This is a genomic window from Streptomyces sp. NBC_00654 (assembly GCF_026341775.1).
GTDB lineage: Bacteria > Actinomycetota > Actinomycetes > Streptomycetales > Streptomycetaceae > Streptomyces.
The window spans coordinates 3,015,419-3,039,040 of the sequence record NZ_JAPEOB010000001.1; the positions used below are offsets into that span (position 1 = coordinate 3,015,419).

Consider the following 23,622-nt stretch of genomic DNA (forward strand, 5'->3'; position numbering starts at 1 on the left):
CGATGTCCGCACCGCCGCCCCGGACCGGGGCCGACACCGATGTGGTGATCGTCGGCGCCGGCCCCGTCGGACTGCTGCTCGCCGGGGACCTGCGCACACACGGCGTACGGGTCCATGTGGTCGAGCAACTGGCCGTACCGATGAGTGAGTCGCGGGCATCCACCCTGCACGCCCGCACGATGGAACTGTTCGCCGAACGCGGCATCCTGGACCGGCTCGGAACCCTCCCGGACGGGGGGCCGGGACACTTCGGCGGCATCCGGCTCGACCTGAGGGCGGCCGACCCCGGCCATCCGTACGCCGGACAGTGGAAGTGCCCCCAGACCCGCGTCGAGACGGTGCTCCAGGAGCGGGCCGTCGGACTCGGCGCGGTCGTACGGCGCGACCGGCGGCTGGTCCGTCTCGCCGACCGGGACGGCCGGGTGCTGGTCGGGACCGTCACGGCGGACGGCAGAAGGGAACAGCTGACGGGCTCCTACGCGGTCGGCTGCGACGGCTGGCGTTCCACCGTACGACGGCTCGCCGGGTTCGACTTCGCCGGCCGGGCGGCGACCCGGGAGATGCTGCGCGCCGATGTCGCGGGCATCGACGTCCCGGACCGGCGGTTCGAGCGGCTGCCCAAGGGCCTGGCCACCGCCCACCGCTGGCCGGACGGCAGTACCCGGGTGATGGTGCATGTGTTCGGCGCCGCCCCCGAGGAACGCACGGGTGAGCCGGGCTTCGACGAGATCGCCGGGGCCTGGGCGGAGGTGACGGGGGAGCACATCGGCCATGGACAGCCGCTGTGGCTGAACGCCTTCGACAACGCCCTGCGCCAGGTCACGCACTACCGCCGGGGCCGGGTGCTCCTCGCCGGGGACGCCGCGCACGTGCAGATGCCGGTCGGCGGGATGGCGCTCAACCTGGGGCTCCAGGACGCCGCCGAACTCGGCGGCCGGCTGGCCGGCCGGCTCGCGGGGACGGCCGGTGACGAACTGCTCGACGGCTACGGCCGGATACGCCATGCCGTCGGCGCCCGGACACTCACCCATATCCAGGCGCAGTCGTTCCTGCTGCTCGGCGGGCACGAGGTGGAGGGGCTCCGGGAGACCTTCACCGGGCTGATGGGATCCGGCGACGTCCGCCGGCGGCTGTCCCGGGTGATCAGCGGACTCGACAGCCCGCCGCCTTCCCGGCCCATCGGGCGACGGGCCGCACCACGTCCCACCACCGCACCATCTCCCACCACCGCACCACCTTCCACGACCCCTTCGGACAACAGGAGTTCCAGGATGGGCAGGCTGACAAACAAGACCGCGCTGGTGACCGGGTCGAGCCGGGGAATCGGCCGGGCCACGGCTCAGCGGCTGGCCGAGGAGGGCGCTCTGGTCGCCGTGCACTACTCCTCCAACGAGGACGCCGCGGCGGAGACCGTACGCCTGATCGAGCGCGACGGCGGCCGGGCCTTCCCGGTGCGGGCCGAACTCGGAGTGCCCGGCGATGTGCACGAGCTGTTCCTCGGTCTGGAGCGGGGGCTCAAGGAGCGCACCGGCGGGACCACGCTCGACATCCTGGTCAACAACGCGGGCCGGACCTCCCCGGACATCGCGCCCGAGGATGTCACTCCCGAGGAGTTCGACCGGCTCTTCGCGGTGAACGCGAAGGCCCCGTACTTCATCGTGCTGCGTGCCCTGCCGCTGCTCTCCGACGGCGGTCGCGTCATCAACATCTCGTCGGGACTGACCCGGTTCGCCAACCCGGTCCAGGCGGCGTACGCGATGACCAAGGGCGCGATCGAGCAGATCTCGCTGCACTTCGCGCGGCACCTCGCCCCGCGCGGCATCACCGTCAACAGCGTGGCGCCGGGCATCACCGACAACGGCAGCCCGGTGTTCGCCATCCCCGAGGCCGTCGAGCAGATGGCCCAGCTGTCGGCGTTCAAGAGGGTCGGCGCGGCGGTGGACGTCGCGGACGTCGTGACGTTTCTGGCCACCGACGAGGCCCGTTGGGTCACCGGGGCGTTCATCGACGCGAGCGGCGGAACCCTCCTGGGCTGACCGCCGCCCGCTCCACCGCTTCCCGGCCCACCACGAACGGAGACCTCAGCATGCACGTCGGAATACTCTTCGATCTGCGCAACCCGGACGCCTGGCACCGGCCGTGGGCCGACCACTACGCCCGCTCACTGGAATTCTGCGAGGAGGCGGATCGGCGCGGCGCGGACGGCATCTGGTTCACGGAACACCATCTCTTCGAGGACGGCTATCTGCCGCAGCCGCTGACGTTCGCCGCCGCCGCGGCGGCGAGGACCCGCCACGTACGTATCGGCACCGCCGTGATGCTGCCGAATCTGCGCAGGCCCGCCCAGCTCGCGGAGGACGCCGCGATCGTGGACCTGATCAGCGGCGGCAGGCTGGAGCTCGGGATGGGCGCCGGCTACCGGGTGCCCGAGTACGACCTGTTCGGCGCCGACTTCGGTCACCGGTTCAGCAGTGTCGAGCGGAACATCCGTGAGGTGCGCAGGCTGTGGGAGGAGGGCGGCATCACCCCGGGCCCGGTCCAGCGCCCGGTGCCGCTGTGGGGCGGGTTCTACGGTCCGCGCGGCGCACGCATCGCCGGCCGGCTCGGCATCGGTCTGCTGCACATCTCCACCGAGATGTTCCCGCACTACCGGGCGGGTCTGGTGGAGGGAGGCCATGATCCCGCCGACGCACGCGTCTCGGACCTGCTGCCGGTCATCCTGGCCGACGACCCCGATGCGGCCTGGCCCCGGGTCGCCCCGCATCTGGCCCATCAGATGAACAGCTACCGGCAGCTGTCGGTGCAGGGCACCGACCAGCCGAGGCCGCCGCTGCTCCGGCCGGAGGACTTCCCGGACAGCCCCGGTGACAACGGCTGGGCCACACTGGAGATCCTCACCCCGGAGGACGCCGCCGCCCGGATCCATGAGCGGACCAGGGGACTTCCGGTCAAGCACCTCATCTTCTGGGCGAGCGTCGCCGGTATGCCCGACGACCTCGTGGCCCGGAACATCGAGCTGATCAGCGAACGGCTGCCGGCCCTGCTCGCGAAGCTGTCCGGCCACGGGGCCCCGGGAACGGAGCGGGACAAGGTGTCGGCCGGTGGCTGAGGCGCCGGTATCCGCCCGGACCTCCCCCTCCCGTACGGGGGGAGGTCAGTGGCCGCTGCTGTTCGTCCTGTCGGGGAACATGGTCCTCGACGCCCTTGAGGTCTCGGTCGTCCTCGTGGCGCTGCCGTCGATCGGCGCGGACCTCGGTCTCCCGCTGATGTCCGTGCAGTGGCTGATGAGCGGCTTCGCCCTCGGTTTCGCCGCCCTGCTGATGTACGGACCGGTCCTCGGCGCCCGCTGGGGACTGCGACGCTGCTACCTCGCCGCGATGCTGCTGTTCGCCGCGGCCTCCGTCGTCGGGGGGCTGAGCGACGACACCGCGGTGCTCATCGTGTCCCGGGTGGTCAAGGGCGCCTGCGCGGCCCTGACCGCGCCCGCCGGTCTGGCGCTCATCGGCGCCACCTTTCCCGGCGGGCCGCGGCAGCGCAGAGCGGTGTCGGTCTACTCACTGTTCGGAGCGGCCGGTTTCACCGTCGGACTGCTTCTCTCCGGCCTGCTGGCCGCGGACGCCTGGCACTGGACGTTCCTGTTCCCCGCCCCGGTGGCGCTGGGGCTGCTGGTGTGGGGGGTGCGGGTGATTCCGGCCACCGTACGCACGGCACCGCCTCGGCTGACCCGGGCGGTACTGCGCGACGGGCCTCTGGTCCGCTCGACCCTGGGTGCCGCCACCCTCAACGGCACCTACATCAGTCTGCTGTTGCTGATCACCTTCCGGGTGAGCGGCGAGTACGGCTGGTCGCCCTGGCGGACCGCGCTCGCGCTCCTGCCGGCCTGTGTCCCGCTGGCGGTCCCGGTGCCCTTCGCCGCGCGCCGGATCCAGCGGTTCGGCACCGCGCGGCCGATCGCCGCCGGAGCCGTGTGCGCGTCGGCGGGCCAGCTGTTCCTTCTGGCCCGCCCGGAGTCCGCCCCGTACCTCACCGGGCCGCTGCCGTCGTTGCTGCTGATGGGCGCGGCGTTCGTGCTGTCCTTCGCGGCCCTGAACATGCAGGCCGTCCAGAACACCGAACCGGCCCTGCGCGGACGTGTGGTGTCGGTCTATCAGACCGGGGTACAGGCCGGATCGGTCATCATGCTCCCCGCGGTCGCCGCGCTGCTCACCCGGTACGACGGGCCGCGGACCGCGCTGGCCGCGATATCGCTCGTCGGCGTGGTCGGCGTGGGGGTCGCCCTCACCGGGCTGCGGGGAAACGGGGCGGAGAAGGTGGGCTGAGGGTGTCCCGTCATCCCTGGCGGGACACCTCTCGGCCGCCGCCGAACCGTTCCCGAGCGGCGGGTTCGACGCTTCGGCCCGTTGGGGGGCGGCGCGGTCCGTCCGATGATCCGGGCAACCGTGACCGGCGGTTCACGGGAATCCGGCCCCTCTCAACTGTGGGCCGCGGCCGAGGCCTTAGAGTCCTGCGGTGATCACGCCGACCGGTGTGATGCCCGAAAGGACTGACGAGTTGTCCAGACACATACCGGGGCGCAGGCCCCGGCAGGAACACAGTCGTGCTCATGCCGCCCCGCTGTTCTGCCAGGGTGCGCCGTCGCGCGCCTCCGAGGCACGGACCGCGCCGCGTTGAACGACGAAAGGAGACAGACGCCGACGCTGCGTGACATCGCCGGGCCGCTGGCGAAGCTGCTGTGGCGGCAGCACACCGTCTACCGCGAGCGCGGCGGCACCGTGGTGATCCGCGGCGAGGACGCGGGCAGATGGATCAGCCTCACCGCCCATGGGCTCGACCGTGCGCTGGTCCGCACCGGACGGATCCTGGACGGCGGCACCACGGCCCCGGCCCGCGCCGAGACGATCGCCCCGCTGGACGGCGACATCGCCCGCCTCGCGGCCTGTTGCCGCGGCCTGCTGGCCGAGACGGCCGACACCCGCACAGGCGGGGCGAGGACATCGCAGCCCTCGAAGGGCCGGCCGCGGCGTCGCTCCCGATCGGGCCGGCGCCGGCCGGTCGCGACGGCCCTGATCTGTCTCGCCCTGGTCGTCGGGCTGGTCGTCGCCTTCGGCGGCGGCTGATCCGGGGTCCCCAACAGCGTTTCCCGGCAGGCGGGTTCGCCGACGCCACGCGAGTCGTGCGGTCACCGTCCCGCATCCCGGCGGCCGAGTAGGCTTCCGGCCGTGGCGGGGATTGTTGAGCGGCTGGTGCCGGACGAGCTGTGGGAGCTGTTCCAGCGCGTGGTGCCGAAGGCTCCGTCACGGCCTCAGGGAGGCGGCCGCCGACGGCACGGTGACCGGGAAGTGCTGGCCGCGATCGTGTTCGTGGCCACCTCGGGCTGCACCTGGCGGCAGCTGCCCACGGCTTCGTTCGGACCCTCCGGGGCGACGGCCCACCGGCGCTTCACGGAGTGGTCGACGGCCGGGGTATGGGCCGGGCTCCACCGGCTGCTCCTGGACGAACCCGGTTCCGGCGCCGGGACGGACTGGCTGGACTGGTCCCGCCGCGCCGTCGAATCGGTGAACACAAGGGCTCTGAACCGGCTGCCCGGCGGTCCGTATCACTGCACCGGTGTGACGTAGAGAGGCCCATGTGCACGGAGTGGCGATGCGGTGCGCTCGATCACGCGTTCGAACGTAAGGTGCGCTCTCCGATGACCATGTCCGGGACAGCCTCTTCCCACGGCCCCGAAAGCAGTCCACGATTGTCCCTCCGCGACTCGCGTCCGAGGCGTCGTTGCACCCGGTTCGGCATGGCCTCATGGAAGGATTCTCCGAAGCGCGTCAGCCCAAGGGCAGCATCCCGGAGCCGCCGACGGCGACTGCTCGACCACGTGAGCAACCGGCCGCACCGGTCACGGCACGCACCTCTCGGGCCATCTGTCAGTCAGTCAGTAACTGGACTAGGAGAACCTGTCATGGATTTCGGACTCGTACTCCAGACCGACCCGCCGGCCTCGGCCGTCGTCGGTCTCATGCGCCGCGCCGAGCGCAACGGCTTCCGCTACGGCTGGACCTTCGACTCGGCGGTGCTCTGGCAGGAGCCCTTCGTCATCTACAGCCGGATCCTGGAGCACACCGAGCACCTGATCGTCGGCCCGATGGTGACCAATCCGGGCACCCGCACCTGGGAGGTCACCGCCTCCACCTTCGCCACCCTGAACGACATGTACGGCAACCGGACCGTCTGCGGGATCGGGCGCGGCGACTCCGCGATGCGCGTCGCGGGCCGCAGGCCCAACACCCTGGCCCGCCTCGGCGAGGCGATGGACGTCATCCGTGACCTGGCGGAGGGACGGGAGGCCACCGTCGACGGCCAGCCGGTCCGGATCCCCTGGGTGAAGGACGGCAGGCTGCCCGTCTGGATGGGGGCATACGGTCCCAAGGCGCTGGCCCTGGCCGGGCAGAAGGCGGACGGATTCATCCTCCAGCTCGCCGACCCCTTCCTCACCGAGTGGATGATCAAGGCGGTACGGCAGGCGGCGGCCGACGCCGGACGGGACCCGGACTCCGTCACCATCTGCGTCGCCGCCCCCGCCTATGTGGGCGACGACCTCGACCACGCCCGCGAGCAGTGCCGGTGGTTCGGCGGCATGGTCGGCAACCACGTCGCCGATCTGGTGTCCCGCTACGGCGAGCATTCGGGCCTGGTCCCCGAGGCCCTCACCGAGTACATCGCCGGGCGGTCCGGATACGACTACAGCCACCACGGCCGCACCGGCAACCCGGACACGGCCTTCGTTCCGGACGAGATCGTCGACCGGTTCTGTCTGCTGGGCCCCGCCGAGGCGCACATCGAGAAGCTCCGGGCCCTGCGCGACCTGGGAGTCGACCAGTTCGCCGTCTACAACATGCATGACGCGCGCGAGGCGACGATCGACGCCTACGGCTCCGAGATCATTCCGGCCCTGTCGGCCTGACCGCACGCGCGGCGCCGTCGCTTCTGTGGCGGCCCGCGATACCGGTCGGCTCCCGCACCGCACGTCCGGCGCCCCCACGCGCCACACCCGACACACCCGACACACCCGACACACCCACGCGCCACTCCCGGTCCCACGCGCCACACCCGACACCCCCGCCCCGCACGGAACCGCTCCCGAGCGAAGGGTCCAGTCCGCCATGACCTCAACCGTCCCACCCGCACCCTCGCCGTCGCAGGAACCGATACCCACGGCTTCCGGCCGCGTCGAACTCGCCCCGGGCCAGATCCCCGACGACCCCCGCTTCGCCAACCAGGACCTGCTGCCCGTCCCCCTGGAACGGCGCACCTGGACGACGTACAACTTCGCGGCCCTCTGGATCGGCATGGCCCACAACATCCCGTCCTGGCTGCTCGCCTCCGGTCTGGTCGCGCTCGGCATGGACTGGAAACAGGCCGTTCTCACCATCGCGCTGGCCAACCTGATCGTGCTCGCGCCGATGCTGCTCACCGGGCACGCCGGACCCAAGTACGGCATCCCCTTCCCGGTGCTGGCGCGCGCCTCGTTCGGGCTGCGCGGCGCCAATCTGCCCGCCCTGATCCGGGCGGCCGTCGCCTGCGCCTGGTTCGGCATCCAGACCTGGATCGGCGGCGTCGGGATCTTCACCCTGCTCGGCAAGATCTTCGGCGGCTGGGCGGAGGCCGCCGAGATCGGCGGCCAGCCGTGGACGCTGTGGCTCTGTTTCGTCCTCTTCTGGGCGCTCGAACTCGCCATCATCCACCGGGGGATGGACACCCTGCGCCGCTTCGAGAACTGGGCCGCCCCGTTCGTCCTCGTCGGGGCCGTCGTCCTGTTGGTGTGGGTCGCGGTCAAGGCCGGCGGATTCGGTCCGCTGCTGGACCAGCCGTCGGCGCTCGGCTGGGGCAAGGACTTCTGGCCGGTCTTCTTCCCCTCGCTGATGGGCATGATCGCCTTCTGGGCCACGCTCTCGCTGAACATCCCCGACTTCACCCGCTTCGCCGCCGGCCAACGCGCACAGGTCCGGGGGCAGTCGCTCGGTCTGCCGACCACGATGACGTTCTTCGCCCTGCTGTCGGTCTTCGTCACCTCCGGTTCGCAGGCCGTGTACGGCGAAGCCATCTGGGACCCGGTCCAGCTCGTCGCCAGGACCGACAACGTCTTCGGGCTGCTCTTCGGCCTGGTCACCGTCCTCATCGCGACGGTCTCCGTGAACATCGCGGCGAACGTCGTCTCACCCGCCTACGACCTGGCGAACCTCGCGCCGAAGCTCATCAACTTCCGTACCGGCGCCCTGATCACCGGCGTCGTCGGCGTGCTGATCATGCCGTGGAAGCTCACCGAGACGCCCGAGCTGTACATCTTCACCTGGCTCGGACTGGTCGGCGGACTGCTCGGTACGGTCGCGGGCATCCTGATCGCCGACTACTGGATCATCCGCCGCACCGTCCTGGACCTCGCCGACCTCTACCGGCCCGGCGGTCGCTACTGGTACACCAACGGCTGGAACCCGCGCGCCGTCGCCGCCTTCGCCCTCGGCGGCATCCTGGCCGTGGGCGGATCCCACTCGGCCCCCGGCAAGGGGCCCTTCCCCGCCGAGGGGCTGATCCCGTTCCTGAAGCCGCTGGCCGACTACGGCTGGGCGGTCGGGCTGGTCTCCTCGCTGGTGCTGTACGCGGTACTCAGCCGCAAGGAGCGCGTTCCGCACGTGCGGTGAGGCCGCGTCGGGGCGAGGTCAGACGGGAGAGGTCGTCCGCCCCAGCAGGGCGCTGACGTCGACCGTCTCGTCCGCCGAGGGGGTCGCCGCGGGCACCGGTTTGTCGAAGGCCGAGAAGCCCACGACCGCGTCCGCGGACGGCCCCTTCACCGTGAGCCGCACCGGATAGGGCTTGCCCTCGGTGGCCACGTACAGGGTCAGCGTCCTGTCGCCCGTGGTCCGGACCACCGGAATCACCGGGGAGCCGGCGAGTTCGGTCTCCTCGCCCTTGACCAGGGTGCCCCGGCCTGCGCCGGACTTCGCGTTGTCCGTGACCAGCTCGCGGAACGTATCGAGATCGCAGGCGTCGCTCACCGTGCGCAGCCGCGGGTCGGTGGCGGAGCCCTTCATGTACCGGCCGTCGAGGATCGCCTCGAAGGCCGAGCCGCCGATGGGCACCTGGTTCTTCCAGAAGGCCGAGTCAGGCTTCAGCCACACGTCGTCGCCCCGCTTGATGATCTTCACGGAGCCCTCGTCGTCGCCGAGGTCGACGCCGCCCGCGCAGTTGCCGTCCCGGTCGAGGACGAGGTCCAGCGTCATGGACGAATCCGCCCTGCCGAGGTCGCCGCGGGTGGTGAGGTGCAGCGAGTCCACATCGAGGAACGCGTCACGGGAGCGGTCGGCGATCTCCTGGGCGCTGAGCGAGCCGATGTCGTCGTCGGCGTGCGCCGCGGTGCCGCTGGTGACGGTGAGGGCGGCGAGCGCGACCACTGCCGCGGTGACGGTTCTGCGTACGCCCATCCGGTGACCGGTCACGCCGCCTCCTTCGAAAGGGCCTGCCGACGGCCTCCGCGGGCCTGCTCGGCGCCTGTTTCCGGGGCCTGTCCAGGGTGTGCGATCGGGGTGTGCGATCCGGGTGAATCCGTGCCTTCGAGAGTACGCCCGCGCGGTGCGCGGCGCGCGACGGTGCGCACGGCGGGCGAAACCCGTGCTCCTCGCCCGCTCCTTCCGTGCTCCTCTCCCGCACGGCCCGCCGTGCGAAACGCTTGAGCGGGCGGCCCCCGCTTCGTTACCCTCCAGTAAGTTCGTGCGGGCGGAACCGGGAGAACCGGTGGATCCGGCGGACACGAGGGAGGCGGCAGCCCATGTCCCCAACCGAACCCACCGAGCGCACCGGACCGGGCACCTCACCCCCGCCGGCGGGGACCCCGGCACCGGCACCGGAGCAAGCACCGGCGCACGCGCCGCCCGGTCTGGCCGACAGCGCACGGCGGCTGGCCGAGGGACGCACCACCTCCATCGCACTCGTCGCGGCCTGTCTCGCCCGGATCGAGGCGACGCAGGGCACCGTCAACGCCTTCCGGCACCTGAGGGCCGAAGCCGCGCTCGCCGAGGCCGCGGAAGCCGACCGGCGGCTCGCGGCGGGGGAGCGGCTGCCGCTGCTAGGTGTGCCGGTCGCCGTCAAGGACGACACCGATGTCGCGGGCCTGCCCACCCACTTCGGCTGCGACGGCGACCTGCCCCCGGCCGCGTCCGACAGCGAGGCGGTCCGCAGACTGCGCGCCGCGGGGGCCGTCGTGGTCGGCAAGACCAACTCCTGCGAGCTGGGCCAGTGGCCGTTCACCGAGGGCGCGGCCTTCGGCGCCACCCGCAACCCCTGGAACACCGGGCACACCCCGGGCGGCTCGTCCGGAGGCTCCGCGGCGGCCGTCGCCGCCGGGCTCGTGCCCGCGGCGCTGGGCTCGGACGGGGCGGGCTCCGTCCGTATCCCCGCCGCCTGGACCCACCTCGTCGGCATCAAACCGCAGCGCGGCAGGATCTCCACCCACCCCCACAGCGACTCCTTCCAGGGCCTCACCGTCAACGGCCCCCTGGCCCGTACCGTCGCCGACGCCGCCCTCCTGCTGGACGCGGTCGCCGGACCGCACCCGGACGACCCGCACCGCCCGCCCGCCGTCAGCGCCTCGGCCGCCGCTCTGCGCGATCCGGGCCGGCTGCGCATCGCGCTCGCCTGGCGGCCCCCGCTCACCCTCACCCGCGCCGCCCCGCACCCGGAGGTGCGCAGGGCCGTCACCGCGCTCGCCGAGGCCCTGGCCCGCCTGGGCCACCACGTCGAGGAGGCCCGCCCCCGCTACGGGCTGATCGGTCTCGCCTTCGTCCCCCGCGCCACCACCGGCATCGCCGAATTCGCCGCCCGCCACCCCGACCCGGCCCTCCTGGACCCGCGCACCCGCAGCGCCCTGCGCACCGGTACCCGCCTCGGCGGCCGGGCCGTACGGGCGGCCCGCGCCCGCGAGGTGCACCAGCACCGCAGGATCGGTGCACTCTTCGACGCCTCCGGGGCCGGGTTCGACGTACTGCTCACCCCGACCACGGCCGCCCCACCGCCCCGTATCGGCACCTTCGACCGGCTGAGCGCCTGGCGCACCGACCTCACGATGGCCGCGGCCTGCCCGTACGCCTGGCCCTGGAACGTCCTGGGCTGGCCCGGCATCAACGTTCCGGCCGGGTTCACCCGCGACGGCCTCCCCCTGGGCGCACAGCTCCTGGGCCCCTCCCGCAGCGAGGAACGGCTGATCGCGCTCGCCGCCCAGCTGGAGGACGACCGGCGCTGGTTCGAACACCGCCCGCCCGCCCCCGCCGCGCTCGGCTTCACCGTTTCCTCCTGAAGGCGGTCCTCCGCGTACGGATCCGGGCCGGTGGAACCCCGGAGAAGGCCGGGGGAGGCCCGGGAACACGGGCGCTGAAGGGCCGAGCGGCGAAGAACGAGTACGGGGGCCTTGTGGAGAGAGGAGCGGCCACGGGATATCTTGATGTCAAGCAATGTTGCAGCAGACGTGGAGCGGAGCACCCGGTGACTGACTCGACCATCATCTATACGCACACCGACGAGGCCCCTGCCCTGGCGACCTATTCGTTCCTGCCCGTCGTCGAGGCCTACGCCTCGACCGCGGGGGTCACGGTGGAGAGCCGCGACATCTCCCTGGCGGGACGGATCATCGCCGGCTTCCCGGAGCGGCTGAAGGCCGACCAGCGTATCGATGACGCACTCGCCGAGCTCGGTGAGCTGGCCAGGACTCCCGGCGCCAACATCATCAAGCTGCCGAACATCTCGGCGTCCATCCCGCAGCTGAAGGCCGCGATCGCCGAGCTCCAGGAGCAGGGCTACGCCCTCCCGGACTACCCGGACGACCCGCAGACCGACGAGGACAAGGACGTCCGCGCCCGTTACGACAAGGTCAAGGGCAGTGCGGTCAACCCCGTCCTGCGCGAGGGCAACTCCGACCGCCGCGCCCCCGCGTCGGTCAAGAACTACGCCAAGGCGCACCCCCACCGCATGGGCGCCTGGACGGCCGACTCGAAGACGAACGTCGCGACCATGGGCGTCGACGACTTCCGGTCCACCGAGAAGTCCGCCGTCATCGCCGGGGACGGTTCGCTGCGCATCGAGCTGACCGGTGACGACGGCACCACCACCGTGCTGCGCGAGTCCGTTCCGGTCCTCGCCGGCGAGGTCGTGGACGCGGCCGTCATGCGCGTCGCCGCGCTGCGCGAGTTCTTCGCCGCGCAGGTCGCCCGCGCCAAGGCCGAGGACGTGCTGTTCTCCGTGCACCTGAAGGCCACGATGATGAAGGTCTCCGACCCGATCATCTTCGGCCACGTGGTCCGCGCCTTCTTCCCGAACACCTTCGCCAAGTACGGTGACGTGCTCGTCGCGGCCGGTCTCACCCCGAACGACGGCCTCGGCGGCATCCTCAAGGGCCTGGACTCCGTGCCGCAGGTCGGCGCCGAGATCAAGGCGTCCTTCGAGGCCGAGCTCGCCGAGGGCCCGGCCCTGGCGATGGTCGACTCCGACAAGGGCATCACCAACCTCCACGTCCCCAGCGATGTCATCGTCGACGCCTCCATGCCGGCCATGATCCGCACCTCCGGCCACATGTGGGGCCCGGACGGCAACGAGGCCGACACCCTGGCGGTCCTCCCGGACAGCAGCTACGCGGGCGTCTACCAGGTGGTCATCGACGACTGCCGCGCGCACGGCGCCTTCGACCCGTCGACCATGGGCTCCGTACCCAACGTCGGTCTGATGGCACAGAAGGCCGAGGAGTACGGCAGCCACGACAAGACCTTCGAGATCCCCACCACCGGTTCGGTGCGGGTCGTCGACAACAACGGCGACGTCGTGCTGGAGCAGGCCGTCGCCGCGGGCGACATCTTCCGGATGTGCCAGACCAAGGACCTGCCGATCCAGGACTGGGTCAAGCTCGCCGTCACCCGCGCCCGCGCGACTGGCAACCCGGCCGTGTTCTGGCTGGACGAGGGCCGGGCGCACGACGCCAACCTCATCGCCAAGGTCACCACCTACCTGGCCGACCACGACACCGACGGCCTCGACATCTCCATCAGGACGCCCGAGGAGGCGACCGCGTACTCCCTGGAGCGCATCCGCCGCGGCGAGGACACCATCTCGGTGACCGGCAACGTGCTGCGTGACTACCTCACCGACCTGTTCCCCATCCTTGAGCTGGGCACCAGCGCGAAGATGCTCTCCGTCGTCCCCCTGATGAACGGTGGCGGACTGTTCGAGACCGGCGCCGGTGGCTCCGCTCCCAAGCACGTCCAGCAGCTGGTCAAGGAGAACTACCTGCGCTGGGACAGCCTGGGTGAGTTCCTCGCCCTCGCCGTCAGCTTCGAGCACCTGGCCACGACCACGGGCAACGCGCGTGCCCAGGTTCTCGCCGACACCCTGGACCGGGCCACCGGCACCTTCCTCAACGAGGACAAGTCGCCCAGCCGTAAGCTCGGCGGGATCGACAACCGGGGCAGCCACTTCTACCTGGCGCTCTACTGGGCCCAGGAGCTGGCGCGGCAGACCGACGACGCCAAGCTCGCCGAGGCGTTCGCGCCGCTCGCCAAGACGCTGGCCGAGCAGGAGGAGACCATCGTCGCCGAGCTGATCGCGGTGCAGGGTTCGCCGGTCGACATCGGCAGCTACTACCAGCCCGACCCGGCGAAGGCCGCCGCGGTCATGCGCCCGTCCGCGACGTTCAACGAGGCGATCGCCACCCTCGTCTGACGGTCACGCCCGTCTGACGGTCACGCCCGCTCAGCTGATGTCCCGCTCCACCGCCCCGGCCGGCCCTGTGCCCGGCCGGGGCGGTCGTGTCTGACGGGTCAAGGTGTCTGACGGGTCACGTGTCTTCCGGGACGCGCAGGCTGCGCTTTCCGTCCACGGCCGGATCCTTGGTGTTGCGCAGCGAGTCGAGGATGGCCAGCCCCTGCCCCACCAGTCCCGCCGCCAGGCTGTTGACGCCGTCGGTCCCGTTCAGCACGGTGAGCCGGGCTCCGGCCATGCCGCGGGCCGCGGCGTCGGCGAGGGCGGGCAGGTTCTCCACGACCCGGTTGGCCGCGATGAGTTCCTGGTTCCCGTCGCGCAGCGAGAGCGCGCGGGCGGAATTGGCGTCCGCCTGCGCCTGGGCGAGCGTCCGTTCGGCGTAGGCGCTGCCGTCCGCCGCGAACCTGGCCTGGTCACGGGCGGCCTCGGCCAGCGTCCGGAGACGGTATGCCTCGGCGTCCGCCGGACGCCTGACCTCCGCCTCCAGCCGCTGGGCGGCCAGCTGGGCCTGCCGCTCGGCGAGTGCCGTCTGCTCCTCGATGACGTCGTGGGACGCCCTGGCCTGCGCGAGCGGACCGGCCTGCGCGGCCCGGGCGTTGTACTGTTCCGTCTCGGCGAGGAACCCGGCCCGTTTGATGGCCGTGTCCCGCTCGTACTCGGCCTTCAGTGCCGCCGCCTGCTGCTCGCGCTCGCTGGCCTCCTGATCGGCTCTCGCCTGCGCGATCCTTGCCTGACTGGCCACCGCGGACACGTGCGGGGCCGCGAGGTTGTCGATGTACCCGGTGGCGTCCTCGATCTCCTGGATCTGGAGCGCGTCCACCACGATGCCGAGCTTCTCCATCTCGCTGTGGCTGCCCACCATCACCTCCTGGGCGACCCGGCTGCGTTCCCGGATGATCTGCTCGACGGTCAGTCCGCCCACGATGGAGCGGAGGTGTCCGGCGAAGATCCGGCCGACCAGTTCCTCCATCCGGTCCTGCTCCGAGAGGAAGCGCCGTGCCGCGTTGGCGATCGACACCGCGTCGTCCCCGACCTTGAAGACACACACCGCGCGCACGCGCAGCCTGATGCCCTGCTGGGTGACGCAGTCCTCGGCGATCTCGGCCTCCCGCAGGGCCAGGGACAGCATGCGGGCCTTCTGTTTCACCGGCAGTACGAAACTCCCGTGACCGGTGACGATCCGGAACTGTGTCTCCTGCGCCTGCCGCTTCGTCCCGGAGATCAGCATCGCCTCGTTGGGCGCGGGAACGTGCCAGAACAGCATGAGGGAACTCCCGCCGTGATGGTTCGTGGTGTCACGCATGACTCAGGTCGGCAGCGGCGCGACGATCACCGAACGCGCCGAGATGCTCTCGACGACGACGACCCGTACGTCCCTGCCGATGGATGTCGCGGACTCGCACCAGGCCGCGTAGGTCTCCGAGCCGCCGCGTACGGCCACGAGAACCTCGCCGGGGCCGTCCGGCGGAATCTGGACGGTCACCCGGCCGACCGCTCCGACCGGGCTCTGGGACGAGTCGTCAGCCGACTGCATGGGCCCTCGCGGAGGGTCGCGCTTGGATGACGTTCACAGGACATCGCCTCCGGCCCCGTACACCGTCGAGAGCGGCCACGACGCACGGGCCGACAGCCGCGCATCCCCTCGATCTCTTCACGGTACTCCGTTCCGAGGACGACGGCGGGGGCCGCGGAGCGACGGGGGCGGGCCGGGGCACCGGGGCGCTCAGTATCCGCCGCCGGACGGCTTCCCGGTGGGTGATGCCGGGGCTGTGATCCGGGCGCCGGACGGATCGACGACGTACCAGGCGGCGCCGAACGCCGTGGAGCCCTGCCCGTTCGTGTCACCGGCCTTCGTGTCGCCCCCGAAGTGGTACAGGGGATGACCGTTGTACGTGACTTCCTTGTTGCCGTCGCTACGGGTGGTGGTGCCCAGCAGACCCGCCTTCACTCCCTTGCCCGCGACCGGTTGGCCGGTCACGGTGAACGGCGGCCACGCCGCGGCGCAGGTACCCGTGCAGGTGGACTTGGTGGAGGTGTCCGCCTCGAAGAGGTACAGGGTCCGGCCGTCACCGTCGACGAGGTGGGTGCCCAGCGGTCCGGTGGTGGTCGCCACGGTCCCCGCGGCCGCGGCCGCCGACGTGCCGGAGGCGGACGCAGAGGCCGACGCCCTGGAGGCGGACGGAGAAGCGGAGGAGGACGAACCGCCGCTGTTGCTGTCGCCGCAGCCGGTGGCCGCGGTGGCGAACAGTGCCACCACGGCCACGGCGGCGGCCTTCCTGACCATGCTTCTCATCCTGGCGTCTCCTCGTTCCCGCTCGGGCCCCGGTGGTGGCCGCGGCTCACACTGCGCGGGCCCGGACGACGGGCCCCGCACCTCCATGAGGACGCGCCATCGTGTGCGCCGCGCGCCGGGAGACGCCGTTCGGCCGTACGCGGGCGGGCAACGGGGGGAAGGGAGGGAGAAGGCGGGAGAAGGGCGGGGCGCGGGAGAGGGAGTGGAGAGGCAGGCGTGGCGGGCGGGGCCTACGGCACCCGCGCCGTCCACTCGGCCGTACCGAACTTGGTGCGGACGAGTTCCTGGGCGCGGGCCATCTCCTCGTCCGTCACCTTGCCGGGGGTCAGGCCGTGCCGGTTGCGGAACGAGTCGATCATGTTGTCGATGACGACCTCGCGCGGCAGCCCCGTCTGGCGGCGCAGCGGGTCGACGCGCTTCTTGGCGCTCTTCGTGCCCTTGTCGGAGAGCTTCTCCTTGCCGATCCGGAGCACTTCCAGCATCTTGTCCGCGTCGATGTCGTACGACATGGTCACGTGGTGGAGCACGGCGCCCTCCCGGCCCACCACGCGCTTCTGTGCCGCGCCCGCGATCTTCCCGGCGTCCGTGGCGATGTCGTTCAGCGGCTGGTACCAGGCCCGGATGCCCATGTCGGCGAGCGCCCCGAGCACCCAGTCGTCGAGGTAGGCGTAGCTGTCCGCGAAGGACAGGCCCGAGACGAGGGAGTCCGGGACGGAGAGGGAGTACGTGATGGTGTTGCCCGGCTCCACGAACATGGCACCCCCGCCGGAGATACGGCGTACGACGTCGACCCCGTGCCGCTCGGCGGCCTCCCGGTCGACCTCGTTGCGCAGGGACTGGAAGCTGCCGATGATCACGGCGGGGGAGGCCCATTCCCAGACCCGGAGCGTCGGCGGGCGGTGGCCGGCCGCGACCTCGGCGGTGATGATCTCGTCCAGGGCCATGTGCAGGGCGGGGGACTGGGGAGCCTCGTGGATGAGCTGCCAGTCGTAGTCGCTCCACTCGGTGGCCTGCGCCAGGGCCCGGCGCACGGCGACCGCGACGCCCTCCGCGGTCAGCCCGAGCATCACCGTGGACTGGGGCAGCGCCGCGTCGATGCGGGCCGCGAGACCGGCGGTGTCGGTGTTGGCCGGGGCGCCTTCGAGGGCCGCGTCGATGGCGAGGATGGCTTCGTCGGGTTCGAGGAAGAAGTCCCCGGCCACTCGTACGTTGCGCAGCGCGCCGCCCTCGACATCGAGGTCCACGACGACGAGCTTGCCGCCGGGAACCTTGTACTCACCGTGCACAGTCCTGCCTCCACATCTCCACCGGCCCGTCCGGGCCGGTCATACCCACTCACAACGCCATGTCCGACCTGCATCATCCCTCCGCGCCGGGACCGTGCGAGGACCGGCCCCCGCGGCGGGCGGCGACCGCCCGGCGTACGCCGTGAGGCCAGCAGCACCCGCACGCCCCAACTCGTCGGGCGTGGCGCGGAGGTGACGGTGGCCGCCCGGCCTCTCGGGCCATATAAGGTAAGCCTAACCTCATTGCTTTCGGAGAACCGGGAAGTGCAGTGCCGCTCGTCAGCGCCTCGGATGTCGCCACCCCCACCTGGTCCGCCCTCGTCGCGGACACCTACACCCGGCTGGAGGCGGTCTCGCCCCTCGTGCGCATCGCGGCCGGGGACGGCGAACGGGAACACGAGGTCCGGGATACCGGTGGCGGCGACACCGGTGCCGGGGGTGCCGACGACTGGGTCCGGGGGAGCCGGATCGCCGCGGAACCGGAGCGGGTGGAGCACCTGGTGGATGTGGAGGCGGAGCGCATCCGGGGGGTGTATGGGCAGCCGCCCCGGAGGGATGTGGCCGCCACCTGGGCGCTGCAGCGCTATCTGTTCACCGCGTGTCTGACGCTCAGCGGGCCCTGGTATCTGCAACGCCGGGTGCCGTGGCTGCCGTTGGACCGGATCCGGTACGCGTGGCAGAACCGGGCCTTCGCCGTCCGGCCCCTGGGGCTGACCTGTCTGCCCGGCGACCGCGCGGCGGCTCTGCCCGGTGTGCGCGTCCTGTCCGGCGAGGAGGCCCTGCGCGCGGAACTGCGCGCCTCCGTCGCCCGCCAGACCGGGCCGGTGCTCGACGCGTTCCGGCCGCTGGTGCGGCGCAGGCCGCGCGCCCTGTGGGGCATGGTCACCGATCAACTGGCCGGTGGGATCTGGCACATCGGGCGGCATCTGGGTGAGGAGGCGGCCGCCACCCGGGCGGCGGACACCCTGCTGCCGGGCAACACCGCTCCGTACATGGGCGGCGCGGGTTTCCGCCCTTCCCCGGACCCGGACGGCGGGTACACCCGTACCCGCACGGGCTGCTGTCTGTACTACACGATTCGCCCCGACAGCCTCTGCGCGACGTGCCCGCGCAGCTGTTGAACGGCCTCCCGCCGCCCCCGGCGGGGCCGGTGGCGACCCCCGCACCCGTGCACTTCGACCGAAGGGTATTCGCCATGCCGCGTGCTCAGTTCATGGGCGGTGCGATCGGCCTGACCTGTGCTCAGAGGCCCGCCCCCGGCGGCGACTCGGCCGAACCCGGCGCCCGCCACGACATGGTTCCGGGACTGCTGCCGCTCCGCGAAGCGGGAGCGCCCGGTATCCCCGCACTCCCATCCGGAGGATCCCGATGACGCCCCGACCGGAAAAAGAGCCCCTCGATCTGCTGGGGGTGGGTGTGGGGCCCTTCAATCTCTCGCTCGCCGCACTGGCCGACGGGGTGCCCGGCCTGCGTGCCGCGTTCCACGAGCAGCGCGCCTCATTCCACTGGCACCCGGGCCTCCTCATCGAGGGCTCCACGCTCCAGGTTCCCTTCCTGGCCGACCTGGTGAGTCTGGTCGAGCCGACCAGCCCGTGGTCCTACCTCAGCTATCTGAAGAACCGTCAGCGGCTCTTCCCCTTCTACTTCGCCGAGCGTTTCCACATCCAGCGCTCCGAGTTCGACAGCTACTGCCGCTGGGTCAGCGGCGCGCTCGCCTCCACCCGCTTCGGCCACCGGGTGGACACCGTGGCCTGGGACGCCGCACGGGGGTCCTTCGCCGTCGGCTTCACCCGGCTCGGCCCGGACGGAGAAGAGCTCGCGGCCGGCCTCGCCCGCGCCCGCCATGTCGCACTGGGCGTCGGTACGGCGCCGTACGTCCCCGAGCCATTGCGGGCCCTCGCCGAGGACCCGGGCTCCCTGGTGCTGCACTCCGCCGACTATCTCGCCCACCGGGACCGGCTGATGGCCGCCCGGCATGTCACCGTCGTCGGCTCCGGCCAGTCCGGCGCGGAGGTGCTGCTGGACCTGCTGCGTTCGCGGCCCGGCGGGGGAGAGGGGCTGACCTGGCTCGCCCGGACCCCGGCGTTCGCCCCCATGGAGTACAGCAAGATCGGCCTGGAGCACTTCACGCCCGACTACACCCGCTACTTCCACGGCCTGCCGCAGGCCGTCCGTGATCAACTGCTGCCGAGGCAGTGGCAGTTGTACAAGGGTGTCAGCGGGGAGACGCTCGGCGAGATCCACGACGAGCTCTACCGGCGCAGCCTCGACGGAGGCTGGCCCGATGTCACCCTGACACCCGGTATCGAGGTCATCGGCGCCGACGCCACCGGCAGCGGGCGCATCGAACTCCGCGTCGAGCACGGCCGGCAGGCCACCCGGGGCCGGTTCGGCACCGACGCCGTCGTGCTCGCCACCGGCTACCGGGAACGGCCCGTCGACGGGCTCCTCGCCGCGCTGGATCCCCACATCGTGCGCGACGGGGCCGGCCGCCCCCAGATCGACGAGGCCCAACGGCTGGTGCTCGGAGGGGAGATCGGCGGCTCCGTCTTCGTACAGAACGCGGAACAGCACACGCACGGGGTCGGCAGTCCCGACCTGGGCCTCGCGGCCTGGCGTTCCGCCGTCATCATCAACGCGCTGACCGGCAAGGACACCTATCCGCTGCCCGAGCGCACCGCTTTCACCACCTTCGGTCTCGGCGGTGGGGACCGTTCGGGAGCATGCGGCGGCGCCACCGAGCCCGTGGCCACGCCCGGCACGGCCGCCGGCCCCGCTACCGCCACCAGCCGTGCCACCACCCCTGCCGCCGGCCCCGCTACCGGCACCGGCCCCGCTACCGGCACCACCGGAGGATGTCCGTGACCGCGTACATAGACCCGCAGCCCCATCCCGCCGTCGAGGAGACCGGCCCCGGGCCCGCTCGCGAAGCGGCTCGCCGGGCCGCCGTCACCTGGCGGGAGGCCGGAAGACAGATCACCGAGAAGACGCTCGGTGAACTCAGCTACGAGTACCTCTTCGAGCCGGTCCCGGACGCCGCTCCTGTCACCGAGGGCAGCGACCCGGCCTGGCGGCTCGAACTGCCGGACGGGGTCACGTACCGCTTCCGCGCCCGGCACGGAGCCTTCCGCTGCTGGGTCGTCACCCCGAAGTCCGTCACCCGTCACCGTGCACATCCCGACGGTACGGAGTCCTTCGCCGCGGCGGACGACCCGCGCATCCTCGTCACCGACGCCCGCCGGGTCCTCGGCCTCACCGGAATGCGCCTCGCCGACGTCCTCGGTGAGCTGACCGCCACCGTCTCCAACGAGGCGCTCCGCCTCACCGTCCCGATCACCGCGGCCGAACTCGCCGCCCTGCCCTACGACATCGCCGAGGGGTATCTGCCCGGCCACCCGCGCATCGTCGTCAACAAGGGCCGGGTCGGATTCTCCGCCGCCGACCGGGCCCGGCTCGCCCCCGAGGCCCGTACACCCTTCGCCGTCCGCTGGGCCGCCGTCCACCGGGACCTGGCGGCGTTCCGCTCGGTGGCCGGGCTCGACGCGGCCACCCTGCTCGCCGAGGAACTGGACGAGGCCACCCGGCAGGCGTTCGCCGAGCGCCTCACCGACAGCAGCGCCGCCGCCGGCACCGACCCGACCGACTATGTGTGGATGCCGGTCCACCCCTGGCAGTGGGACGAGATCGTCGGCACCCTCTACGCGGCCGAGCTCGCCACGGGCCGCGTGGTGCACCTCGGGGACTCGGCCGACACCTATGTGCCGCACCAGACCGTCCGTACGCTGGCCAATGTCAGCCACCCCGCCCGACGGGACGTCAAGACCGCCTGCTCGGTGCGCAACACCCTCGTCTACCGCGGACTGAACTCCGCCGCCACCCTCGCCGGGCCCGCCGTCACCGAATGGCTGCTCGGCATCCACGGGAACGATCGGCTGCTGCGCGAGGAGTACCGTTTCGATCTGCTCGGCGAAGTCGCCGCGGTCTCCGTCACCCACCCGCTCCTCGGCACCCTGGAAGAGCTGCCCTACCGCTTCCACGAAACGCTCGGCGTCCTGTGGCGCGAACCGCTGCGGACCCGGGTCGCCCCCGGCGAACGCGCCGTGTCGCTGGCCGCGCTTCCCTACCGCGACCACCGCGGCGACAGCGTCCTCACCCATCTGATCCACACCTCCGGCATGGCGGCCGAGGACTGGTTCGGCAGGCTCTTCGACCTGATCCTCACCCCGTTGCTGCACTGGTTCCACCGGTACGGTGTCGCCTTCTGCCCGCACAGCCAGAACCTCGTCCTGATCACCGACCCGGACGGCCGCCCGCTGCGTGTCATGATCAAGGACTTCGCCCAGGGCGTCGACCTCGTCGACACCGAACTTCCCGTCCACGACACGCTCGCGGAGGAAGCCCGCACGGACATGCTGCGCTGGCCGGCGCCGCTGATGGCCCAGTCCCTGTTCTCGTCCGTCTTCTCCGGCCAGATCCGCTTCCTCGCCGAGATCGCCCACGACGACCTCGGCCATTCCCGCCCCGCGATGTGGGAGCAGGTGCGCACCGTCGTCCGCGCCTACGCCGACCGCTTCCCCGAGGACGCCGGGCGCTACCCGGACCTCGACCTGTTCGCCCCGGACGTCGAGCGGGTGTGTCTCAACCGGGAGCACCTCGCGGGGGAGGGCTTCGAACGCGTCGACCGGGACGAGGAGTTCGATGTGCGCTTCGGCCGCGTACCCAACCCGCTGGCCGGTCCCGACCCGGAGGGCGCCTGGTGAACCCGGGCCCACGCCCGGCGGCCGCCGCCTTCTGGCAGCGGCCGACCGGCCCGCGCACCCTCGCGGCCCGTGCCGGGGCAGGGGCCACGATCCGCGAGGAGCTGGCCGCGCGGGCGCCCTCGAGGCTCACCCTCCTCGCTCCCGATCCGCACGCCCGCTTCGCCGCCGTCGACCTCGACGGAGCCTTCGCCCTGGAGTCCGTGCTCGACGACGGCTACGGCGCCTGCACCTATCTCTGTGCCTGGACCGTGGAGCGCGGTACCTCCTCGGCGCCCGAGCTCCAGCGCTACTACGGCACCTACTCCGACCTCGTCCTGCGCCCGGACCCGGCCACGCTGCTGCCGCAGCCCGACCCGGGTGACGGCCTCGCGGAGGAGGGCAGCTGGTACGTCGTGTGCGACGCGGCCTGGCCGGACGGCCGTCCCGTCACGGTCGCGCCCCGCACTGTTCTGCGACAGCGGCTCGCAGCCGCCGAGGCGCTGGGCATCGTGCCGTCCGTCGGCCTGGAGCACGAGGTGACATTTCACCGCGCCGACGGCTCGCCCCTCACCGCCCATGGCATCGACTACGCGCTGGGCGGCACGGAGAACCTGGCCCCCCTGCTGCGCGAGATCCGTTCCACGCTGCGCGGGGCGGCGCTGGGAGTGGAGTCGGCGCGCGCCGAATGCCACCCCGGTCAGTACGAGATCGTGCTCCGTCACCGTGACGCGCTGGCCGCCTGCGACGACGCGATGGTCCAGCAGACCCTCGTACGGCAGGCCGCGGCCCGCCACGGTGTCACCGCCTCCTACCTCGCGGCGGAGGGCCCGGGGCAGGGCAGCTCCTGCCATGTCCACCTCTCGCTGAACGACGTGGACGGCCACAATCTGGGGCCGGGCGCGGGCGACCCGCGCCGCCCGGGCCCGCTCCTGGGAGCGTTCCTCGCCGGAGTGCTGCGGGCGGCGGGAGACCTGACCCCGATCTGGGCGCCGACCGTCAACTCCTATGTGCGGCTGCGCACCGGCGACTTCGCGCCGACCTCGGTCCGCTGGGGTGCCGACGACCGCACCGCCGCCGTCCGGCTGGCCGGTCACGGACCGTCCCTGCGGCTCGAATGCCGGTTCCCGGGGGCCGACGCCCAACCCCACCTCGCCGTCGCGGCGTTGCTCGCCGCCGGACTCTCGGGCATCGAGGACGGCCTCCCGCTTCCCCCACCGGGCAAGGAGCAGGACCGGCTGCCCACCACCCCCTGGCAGGCACTCGACCGGTTCAGCACGTCCCCGCTCCCGGTACGGCTGCTCGACGCCGAACTCGTCGACCACTGTGCCGCTCTCTTCAGGGCGGAGCTGGACGACTGGTGCGACGGCGTCACCGACTGGCAGCGCCGCCGCGGAGCCCTCAGGTCCTGATCACCGAGGCCGTCCGGGCCGCCCCGGCCCCGTCGAGTGCCCCTGTCCGGAACGGGGCCGGGGCCGCGCGGTGGGTGTCACCGTGCGGCCCCGGCCGGGGTGGTGCTGTG

General features: G+C 72.1%; 17 protein-coding genes and 1 pseudogene. 13 read left to right on the forward strand and 5 right to left on the reverse strand.

From position 1 onward, the window contains the following. Positions 1-2: 2 nt before the first annotated feature. The 7 genes and pseudogenes from OHA98_RS12960 to OHA98_RS12990 all read left to right on the forward strand — a co-directional run bounded on the left by OHA98_RS12960 (position 3) and on the right by OHA98_RS12990 (position 8,690). A complete protein-coding gene (locus tag OHA98_RS12960; RefSeq protein WP_266925380.1) occupies positions 3-2,036 on the forward strand; it encodes an SDR family oxidoreductase in 2,034 nt (677 codons plus the stop codon). Between the two features lie 50 nt (positions 2,037-2,086). Next, positions 2,087-3,109: an LLM class flavin-dependent oxidoreductase gene (locus OHA98_RS12965; protein WP_266925382.1), complete on the forward strand. Its 1,023-nt coding sequence runs from the start codon at positions 2,087-2,089 to the stop codon at positions 3,107-3,109. Then, positions 3,102-4,319 carry an MFS transporter gene (locus OHA98_RS12970; RefSeq protein WP_266925384.1) on the forward strand — a complete coding sequence of 406 codons (1,218 nt, stop codon included), beginning with the start codon at positions 3,102-3,104 and terminating at the stop codon, positions 4,317-4,319. The genes OHA98_RS12965 and OHA98_RS12970 overlap by 8 nt, the downstream gene beginning before the upstream one ends. 348 nt (positions 4,320-4,667) lie before the next feature. Then, positions 4,668-5,117 (forward strand): hypothetical protein, encoded by a 450-nt coding sequence (locus OHA98_RS12975; RefSeq protein ID WP_266925386.1) that lies wholly within the window; start codon positions 4,668-4,670, stop codon positions 5,115-5,117. 102 nt (positions 5,118-5,219) lie between these two features. Beyond that, a pseudogene (locus OHA98_RS12980) lies at positions 5,220-5,573 on the forward strand (transposase); the annotation flags it as partial. Positions 5,574-5,953: 380 nt separating this feature from the next. Next, positions 5,954-6,955 carry a TIGR03842 family LLM class F420-dependent oxidoreductase gene (locus tag OHA98_RS12985; protein ID WP_266925388.1) on the forward strand — a complete coding sequence of 334 codons (1,002 nt, stop codon included), beginning with the start codon at positions 5,954-5,956 and terminating at the stop codon, positions 6,953-6,955. 199 nt (positions 6,956-7,154) lie between these two features. Beyond that, positions 7,155-8,690 carry an NCS1 family nucleobase:cation symporter-1 gene (locus OHA98_RS12990; RefSeq protein WP_266925390.1) on the forward strand — a complete coding sequence of 512 codons (1,536 nt, stop codon included), beginning with the start codon at positions 7,155-7,157 and terminating at the stop codon, positions 8,688-8,690. Between the two features lie 18 nt (positions 8,691-8,708). On the opposite strand, the gene OHA98_RS12995 is transcribed toward OHA98_RS12990, so the two are convergent. After that, a complete protein-coding gene (locus tag OHA98_RS12995) occupies positions 8,709-9,470 on the reverse strand; it encodes a hypothetical protein (RefSeq protein ID WP_266927896.1) in 762 nt (253 codons plus the stop codon). A 344-nt stretch (positions 9,471-9,814) separates the two neighbouring features. Between OHA98_RS12995 and OHA98_RS13000 the strand changes: the two genes are divergently transcribed. Both OHA98_RS13000 and OHA98_RS13005 read left to right on the forward strand, forming a co-directional pair. After that, the gene (locus OHA98_RS13000) at positions 9,815-11,338 is read left to right on the forward strand and encodes an amidase (RefSeq protein WP_266925391.1); all 1,524 of its coding nucleotides are present in this window, start codon (positions 9,815-9,817) and stop codon (positions 11,336-11,338) included. 185 nt (positions 11,339-11,523) lie between these two features. Next, entirely contained in the window at positions 11,524-13,746 is a 2,223-nt protein-coding gene (locus tag OHA98_RS13005) for an NADP-dependent isocitrate dehydrogenase (protein ID WP_266925393.1), read from the forward strand. A 115-nt stretch (positions 13,747-13,861) separates the two neighbouring features. Here OHA98_RS13005 and OHA98_RS13010 read toward each other — a convergent pair whose 3' ends face one another. The 4 genes from OHA98_RS13010 to OHA98_RS13025 form a co-directional block, all read right to left on the reverse strand. Beyond that, positions 13,862-15,049 (reverse strand): flotillin family protein, encoded by a 1,188-nt coding sequence (locus OHA98_RS13010; protein ID WP_266925395.1) that lies wholly within the window; start codon positions 15,047-15,049, stop codon positions 13,862-13,864. 42 nt (positions 15,050-15,091) lie between these two features. Beyond that, positions 15,092-15,319 (reverse strand): hypothetical protein, encoded by a 228-nt coding sequence (locus OHA98_RS13015; RefSeq protein ID WP_266925397.1) that lies wholly within the window; start codon positions 15,317-15,319, stop codon positions 15,092-15,094. 189 nt (positions 15,320-15,508) lie between these two features. After that, positions 15,509-16,078, reverse strand: coding sequence for a hypothetical protein (locus OHA98_RS13020; protein WP_266925399.1), 570 nt, complete (start codon positions 16,076-16,078; stop codon positions 15,509-15,511). A gap of 230 nt (positions 16,079-16,308) precedes the next feature. Next, positions 16,309-17,364 carry a biotin/lipoate A/B protein ligase family protein gene (locus OHA98_RS13025; protein WP_266925400.1) on the reverse strand — a complete coding sequence of 352 codons (1,056 nt, stop codon included), beginning with the start codon at positions 17,362-17,364 and terminating at the stop codon, positions 16,309-16,311. A gap of 269 nt (positions 17,365-17,633) precedes the next feature. Between OHA98_RS13025 and OHA98_RS13030 the strand changes: the two genes are divergently transcribed. The 4 genes from OHA98_RS13030 to OHA98_RS13045 all read left to right on the forward strand — a co-directional run bounded on the left by OHA98_RS13030 (position 17,634) and on the right by OHA98_RS13045 (position 23,512). Beyond that, on the forward strand, positions 17,634-18,485 hold the full coding sequence (locus OHA98_RS13030) for a (2Fe-2S)-binding protein (protein ID WP_266925402.1): 852 nt from the start codon (positions 17,634-17,636) through the stop codon (positions 18,483-18,485). A gap of 247 nt (positions 18,486-18,732) precedes the next feature. Then, the gene (locus OHA98_RS13035) at positions 18,733-20,229 is read left to right on the forward strand and encodes a lysine N(6)-hydroxylase/L-ornithine N(5)-oxygenase family protein (protein WP_266925404.1); all 1,497 of its coding nucleotides are present in this window, start codon (positions 18,733-18,735) and stop codon (positions 20,227-20,229) included. After that, on the forward strand, positions 20,226-22,124 hold the full coding sequence (locus OHA98_RS13040; protein ID WP_266925406.1) for an IucA/IucC family siderophore biosynthesis protein: 1,899 nt from the start codon (positions 20,226-20,228) through the stop codon (positions 22,122-22,124). The genes OHA98_RS13035 and OHA98_RS13040 overlap by 4 nt, the downstream gene beginning before the upstream one ends. Continuing rightward, positions 22,121-23,512, forward strand: coding sequence for a glutamine synthetase (locus tag OHA98_RS13045; RefSeq protein WP_266925408.1), 1,392 nt, complete (start codon positions 22,121-22,123; stop codon positions 23,510-23,512). The genes OHA98_RS13040 and OHA98_RS13045 overlap by 4 nt, the downstream gene beginning before the upstream one ends. Positions 23,513-23,622: the final 110 nt, after the last annotated feature.

What these genes read in the sequence shown, in the direction of transcription:
- OHA98_RS12960 (WP_266925380.1), top strand. Translation starts at nt 3, where the DNA reads ATGTCCGCACCGCCGCCCCGGACCGGGGCCGACACCGATGTGGTGATC.
- OHA98_RS13020 (WP_266925399.1), bottom strand. Translation starts at nt 16,078, where the DNA reads ATGAGAAGCATGGTCAGGAAGGCCGCCGCCGTGGCCGTGGTGGCACTG.
- OHA98_RS13035 (WP_266925404.1), top strand. Translation starts at nt 18,733, where the DNA reads ATGACGCCCCGACCGGAAAAAGAGCCCCTCGATCTGCTGGGGGTGGGT.
- OHA98_RS12995 (WP_266927896.1), bottom strand. Translation starts at nt 9,470, where the DNA reads ATGGGCGTACGCAGAACCGTCACCGCGGCAGTGGTCGCGCTCGCCGCC.
- OHA98_RS12965 (WP_266925382.1), top strand. Translation starts at nt 2,087, where the DNA reads ATGCACGTCGGAATACTCTTCGATCTGCGCAACCCGGACGCCTGGCAC.
- OHA98_RS12985 (WP_266925388.1), top strand. Translation starts at nt 5,954, where the DNA reads ATGGATTTCGGACTCGTACTCCAGACCGACCCGCCGGCCTCGGCCGTC.
- OHA98_RS13010 (WP_266925395.1), bottom strand. Translation starts at nt 15,049, where the DNA reads ATGCTGTTCTGGCACGTTCCCGCGCCCAACGAGGCGATGCTGATCTCC.
- OHA98_RS12990 (WP_266925390.1), top strand. Translation starts at nt 7,155, where the DNA reads ATGACCTCAACCGTCCCACCCGCACCCTCGCCGTCGCAGGAACCGATA.
- OHA98_RS13015 (WP_266925397.1), bottom strand. Translation starts at nt 15,319, where the DNA reads ATGCAGTCGGCTGACGACTCGTCCCAGAGCCCGGTCGGAGCGGTCGGC.
- OHA98_RS13000 (WP_266925391.1), top strand. Translation starts at nt 9,815, where the DNA reads ATGTCCCCAACCGAACCCACCGAGCGCACCGGACCGGGCACCTCACCC.